The sequence below is a fragment of the Terrisporobacter muris genome, from assembly GCF_024621905.1.
Taxonomy (GTDB): Bacteria; Bacillota; Clostridia; order Peptostreptococcales; family Peptostreptococcaceae; genus Terrisporobacter; species Terrisporobacter muris.
In genome coordinates, this window is the sequence record NZ_JANKBY010000231.1 from 1 (window position 1) to 5844 (window position 5844).

The 5844-nt window shown below is 25.4% G+C and carries 6 protein-coding genes; 2 read left to right on the forward strand and 4 right to left on the reverse strand.

Going from position 1 to position 5844, the window contains the following annotated elements; all coding sequences use genetic code 11:
* A partial coding sequence (locus tag NSA58_RS14570) for a hypothetical protein (protein ID WP_257560626.1) occupies positions 1–220 on the reverse strand: 220 nt, incomplete at its 3' end.
* Positions 221–272: 52 nt separating this feature from the next.
* Positions 273–2750 (reverse strand): DNA helicase RecQ, encoded by a 2478-nt coding sequence (gene recQ / locus NSA58_RS14575; RefSeq protein ID WP_039678805.1) that lies wholly within the window; start codon positions 2748–2750, stop codon positions 273–275.
* A gap of 426 nt (positions 2751–3176) precedes the next feature.
* Between recQ and NSA58_RS14580 the strand changes: the two genes are divergently transcribed.
* Both NSA58_RS14580 and NSA58_RS14585 read left to right on the forward strand, forming a co-directional pair.
* Positions 3177–4436, forward strand: a complete 1260-nt coding sequence (locus NSA58_RS14580; RefSeq protein WP_039678806.1) for an ArsB/NhaD family transporter — start codon at positions 3177–3179, stop codon at positions 4434–4436.
* A gap of 16 nt (positions 4437–4452) precedes the next feature.
* Complete coding sequence (locus tag NSA58_RS14585) at positions 4453–4917, forward strand: hypothetical protein (protein ID WP_052232887.1); 465 nt, start codon at positions 4453–4455, stop codon at positions 4915–4917.
* Positions 4918–4974: 57 nt separating this feature from the next.
* Here the strand turns inward: NSA58_RS14585 and NSA58_RS14590 are convergent, their stop codons facing one another.
* Together NSA58_RS14590 and NSA58_RS14595 are read right to left on the reverse strand one after the other, a co-directional pair.
* Positions 4975–5346 carry a NifB/NifX family molybdenum-iron cluster-binding protein gene (locus NSA58_RS14590; protein WP_039678807.1) on the reverse strand — a complete coding sequence of 124 codons (372 nt, stop codon included), beginning with the start codon at positions 5344–5346 and terminating at the stop codon, positions 4975–4977.
* A complete protein-coding gene (locus tag NSA58_RS14595; RefSeq protein WP_039678808.1) occupies positions 5343–5714 on the reverse strand; it encodes an ArsR/SmtB family transcription factor in 372 nt (123 codons plus the stop codon). Before NSA58_RS14595 ends, NSA58_RS14590 begins: the two co-directional genes overlap by 4 nt.
* Positions 5715–5844 lie beyond the last annotated feature (130 nt).

The window sequence follows — 5844 nt, forward strand, 5'->3', positions numbered from 1 at the left end:
TACTTTTTATTATGTTATTATCATAAGGATCTGTTACTTTTTCCATATTCGGTGGTTCTACATTTTTATAAATATTCTTAAATCCTTTCCATGCAACACCAAGTCCAAAGGCCGCTAAACAAAGAATTAAAGGATTATATTTCACAAAAAGTAAACTGATTATAAAAAATGCTAGACCGCCTAAACTTACAAAAACATTAAGTTTTTTCCATCTCTCCATATTAAGCCCCCACCCATAAGTATAATTAATAATATAACCTATTCTATAATCTCTAACATAATTCCTTCTTTTTATCTGACAAATTCAAATTATTTTCAATTATTACCGCCATAATACTTTCATATTTAATGGTATGTGGAAGTATTTTTTTGATTAAATTTAAATTTTGACTTTTACACTCATCAATAGCTTTTAAAATCAAATTTTTTTCATTATCACTGTAATATTCATTTAATTCTAAATCAAAATTCAAAACATTTCCTTCTAAAATATAATCATTAACATAATTTAATAAGGTAGCTTGAGATACTTCAACATCTAAACTTACATCATTCAAATCTTTACCTTGGTTAAGTAAGTCTAAAGCTATTTCATTATTCTTACGATTATCTCCATCTATAACTATCTTAAGCTTATCTTTTTCTTGCCATTTAGGATTCATATTTTTTTCTTCTAAGTATTCCTTCACAACCTTAATAATAGCTTCACCATATTTATTATATTTCACTGATCCTATTCCACTAATATCTAATAATTCCTTTTCATTTACTGGATATCTTCCACTTATTTCTTTTAACGTATTTTTAGATAATATTTTATAAAAAATAGTATTTTCTTTTTTAGCATAAAAGGCTCTAAGCTCCTTTAGTCTATCGTAAAGTTCTTTATTACTATTTACATATAAAAATTCATCATATTGTTTTAAATTATCATTTTCATAATTTATCTGACTTATTTCCACATTATTTTCATTTATATATATTTTTATTTCTTCAATGAATTTTTCACCATATTTATCAAATTTAACTTCTCCCACACCAGATATAAGTAGCATTTCCTCTTTATTACTAGGATATTTTTTACTCATCTCCATCAAAGTTGAATCTGAAAATACCATATACGGTGCAATCTTATTTTCCTTAGCAACAATAGCTCTTATCTCTTTCAATTTATCATATAGATAGTTAACTTCTTTTTCATCTTCTTGTGAAGTAATTTCATATAACATTACCTTTTTATTTCCTTTTATTACTTCTTTAGACATATTATTAATTCTAATAGTAGCAAAAGAATTATTACCTGAAACACTTTCTACCATATCCAAATACCCATGAGATATTAAAGTATTAATAAATATTTTCAAATCTTCACTTTTATAGTTTTTCATAATACCATATGTAGATAAAGTATTAAAACCTAAATTTATAACTTTTTTATTTTTAGATCCTCTTAGTACATCCACAATCATATTGATACCATAACTTCTCTTCATTCTAATAATGCATGATATTACCTTCATTGCATCTTCACTCTTGTCCACCATGATGCCTCTATTTAAACAGTTGCTACAGTTATCACATTTATTTTCAAACTCTTCTCCAAAGTAATTTAAAATATTTTTTCTATAACAATCATTACTGTATACTAAATCTATTATTTGTTGTAATTTAATATACTGGCTTTGTTTTCTTTCCATATTAGATATGCCCGAATCAATAAGTAGTTTTTGTGTTTGTATATCTTGTGGTGAAAATAATAAAGTACATTTACTCTTTTCTCCATCTCTTCCCGCTCTACCTATTTCTTGATAGTAATTTTCTATGCTTTGTGGCATGTTATAATGAAGAATCCATCTAATATTACTTTTATCTATACCCATACCAAATGCATTTGTTGCTATCATTATATTTTTTTCATCATTTACAAATAACTCTTGATAATGTTGTCTTTCTTCATTACTAAGTCCACCGTGGTATTTTGCAACAGAATAATCTCTCCTTTTTAGACTTTCATAAATAGCTTCAACAGATTTTCTCGTAGCTGCATATACAATTCCACTACTTTCTTTATTCTTTTCAATATAATTTAGTATATATTCTTTTTTGTTACAGTTTTTAACTATATCAATCTCCAAGTTATCTCTATTAAACCCTGTACTATACTCTTTATAATCTTGTAATCTTAAGTTTTTTATTATATCTTCTTTTACTTTAGTAGATGCCGTTGCAGTAAAAGCTGTAACTATAGGTCTTTTTTCTAAGTCATAAATAAAATCATATATTTTAGTATAACTTTTTCTAAAATCATGCCCCCATTGTGATATACAATGCGCCTCATCCACTGCAATTTGACTTATATTAGCTTTTTTAATGGAATTTATAAATTCATAATTATCTAATCTTTCTGGTGCCACATATATAATTTTGTACTCATTATTGTACACGCCATTTAATATGTCTTTTATTTTGTTATCTGATAAAGAACTATTTATATATGATGATTTAATATTCATTGAATTTAATGTATCTACTTGATCTTTCATTAAAGATATTAAGGGTGATATAACTATGGTAATACCATCTAGCAGAAGTGCTGGAATTTGATAGCATAATGACTTTCCTCCGCCTGTTGGCATTATTGCAATTACATCTTTTTTACTTAATATAGAATTAATTATATCTTCTTGTCCTCTTCTAAACTCTTTATATCCAAAATATTTTTCCAATATTTCTATAGGTTTTTTATACATATTTCATCTCCTATATGCGAACTTGTGTTTGTTAATAATTATATCCTAAATACCTTCCTTAATACAAGTTTATTATTTAAATCTTAAAGGCCCCATAAATACTCATTAACCGTATTAACAAAGTTGTTTAATAACTCCATATCCCCCATCATAAATATTAACATTTTTTTATAATACAAAGCAATCATATCTATTTTTACCAATAAAATAATATTTTTACCTTTCTTTATTTGTATATACATTAACTTTTAAAATCTTTAATCATTTCATATAAAACCATAAAAAAATATTTGTATATTTCATTTTTACTTAATTAATATAATAACAATCTAAAGTTAGTTTTTTTTAATTAACTTTTTTGGAAATTTATGCTAATATCAATATAGCTAGTTTTTCTAACTACTTAATGAGTATGGAGGTGATTTTATGAATACTCAAATTATATCAATTTTAATTTTTACAGCAGTAATACTATCTATAATCACAGAAAAAATAGATAGAACTGTAGCTGCTATTAGTGGTGCAGTCCTTATGATAATTACCAATGTTTTAACTTTAGACAAAGCTATTTCACATATAGACTTCAATACTATTGGCGTGCTAATAGGTATGATGATTGTAGTATCCATAGTTAAAAATTCTGGTTTATTTGAATATATTGCTATTTATACTGCAAAAAAATCTAAAGGTAATCCTTGGAGAATAATGATTTATTTTATTCTTATTACAGCCGTATTGTCTGCATTACTAGATAATGTAACTACAGTATTACTTGTGGGACCTATGACTATTGTAATATGTCAGATACTTAACGTTAATCCAATTCCTTTTCTTATGACAGAAATAATTGCATCTAATGTTGGTGGTACATCTACATTAATAGGTGACCCTCCAAATATCATGATTGGTAGTGCTGCTAATTTAAGTTTTTCTGATTTTATTATTAATCTTGGCCCTATTGTTATAATTATTTTAATTTCAATAATTATATGCTTTAAAATTATATATAAAAAAGATATTTCTAATATGGCTAATGAGGCATGTATTACTTCTCTTGATGAAGAAAAAGCTATACAGGATAAATCTCTACTTTATAAGAGTATCTGTGTATTATTCTTAATATTATTAGGATTTATTTTTCATAGCAAATTAAATATAGAATCTTCTATAATTGCTTTATCTGGAGCATGTATTATGTTAATTATAGGTAAGCAAGATGCAAATGAAATAATAAGCAGTGTGGAATGGAGTACTATAATATTTTTTGTAGGATTATTTATAGTTGTAGGCGGACTTTCAGAGTGTGGTGTCATAGATAGCCTTGCACAATTACTAATAAACCTAACTAAAGGAAATACTACTTATACAATGTGTATAATATTATGGATTTCAGCTATAATATCATCTTTCCTTGATAATATACCATTTGTAGCTACACTCATTCCTTTAATACTTACTATGGAGTCTCAAGGTATGAATGTAATGCCACTTTGGTGGGCAACATCTTTAGGTGCTTGTCTTGGCGGAAATGGAACATTAATAGGAGCTTCAGCCAATGTTGTCTTAGCTAATATTGGTGAAAAACATGGATATGATATTTCCTTTAAAAAATATTTTAAACTTGGCTTTCCAGTCATGTTGCTAACAATTTTTATTTCAACCATATATTTATTATTAAGATATTAATGGGGATGGTGATGTAATGACGATCATAGATACATATAGTACAAAAGGTGATTCTATTGAAATATTATTAAGACAAATTGGTGCTACAAAAATAACAAAAGTTAAAGGTTATTTATATTTTATTAAGTTTAAAATTGATGATTTGGATATAACTTATACTTATAATATCAATCATAAAAATCAATACTTTTTACAAAGAATTGAACCTTATCCATTAGGTAAGGGTATCTTTAGTAAAGAAATTGAAATAGTTTCATTCATAAAAAAAGATTTAAGCAAATTTAAAAAAGCTATAAAACTTGATAATTTTAATAAGTTTTTAAATTTAAATAATACCATTACTTCTTTGACAACAGATGTAGAAAATTTGTTTTTAAACTATGATATTTCTGATATTGATATTAATCAGCTAGAGGAAACATTAAGTACTTTTTATGATAAAATTGAAGAGTGTAAGAAAAATATTAAGACCATAGAGTAAATTTAAATAAAAAAACATCTTGAAACTAATATTAGTTTCAAGATGTTTTTTTATTTTCTAGTGATTTCCACAGTCATGATGATTACATCCATTATTAACTGTAAATTCCATTAATTTATTTTCTTTTAGTAATTCAAGGTTTTCTTTTACGTTTCCTTCAACACCTTTAAATACTTTTGTTCCCATGCTGTTTAATTTAGATATTGCTCCTGCACCTATACCTCTTACTATAACAACATCTACAGATTTGTTAGCTAATGCTTTCAATGGTTGACATTTTCCATGCTCATGATCTAAATCACCATTATCTATTACTTCAATTTCCTCACCATCTAAGTTTACAACTAAAAATTTTGGAGCTGACCCAAAGTGATTATATGGACTACTTTCCATACCCTTATTTTCTACTACTGGTATACAAATTTTCATTTTAAATCCTCCCTTTTTCTACAACATTTTGACTTGCCTTTACAAGTATTACCACAACAATTTCTATTAGGTTCAATATTGGTCATATCTATAAAACTATGATTATCATCATTTATAAATTTCATAAAGAATATACATTCATTAAAAACCTCTTCATTAATTCTATAAAAAACATAATATCCTTCTTTATATCCTGTTAAAATATTTGCTTCTTTTAATATTTTAATATGCTGAGAAACTGCGGAGTCTGAAATTTGTAAATGTTTAGATATACCTTTTTGACACATGACTTTTCTAGATATTATCATTAAAATTTTCAATCTAGTTTCGTCACTCAATGCCTTAAACACTTTTATTAAAGTTTCCATGGATACCTCTTTTTTATTTAAGTACTTACTTAATTAAATAATAGTTCTCTTAATTAGTTTTATCAAGTATTTTTAAAATTCATTTTTAAATTAATTATTTTTTATATATTAGAATTTTATCTAATCTGAT

Excerpts from the sequence above, each read along its gene's own strand:
- NSA58_RS14590 (WP_039678807.1), bottom strand. The coding sequence starts at position 5,346 with ATGAAAATTTGTATACCAGTAGTAGAAAATAAGGGTATGGAAAGTAGT.
- NSA58_RS14580 (WP_039678806.1), top strand. The coding sequence starts at position 3,177 with ATGAATACTCAAATTATATCAATTTTAATTTTTACAGCAGTAATACTA.
- NSA58_RS14595 (WP_039678808.1), bottom strand. The coding sequence starts at position 5,714 with ATGGAAACTTTAATAAAAGTGTTTAAGGCATTGAGTGACGAAACTAGA.
- NSA58_RS14585 (WP_052232887.1), top strand. The coding sequence starts at position 4,453 with ATGACGATCATAGATACATATAGTACAAAAGGTGATTCTATTGAAATA.
- recQ (WP_039678805.1), bottom strand. The coding sequence starts at position 2,750 with ATGTATAAAAAACCTATAGAAATATTGGAAAAATATTTTGGATATAAA.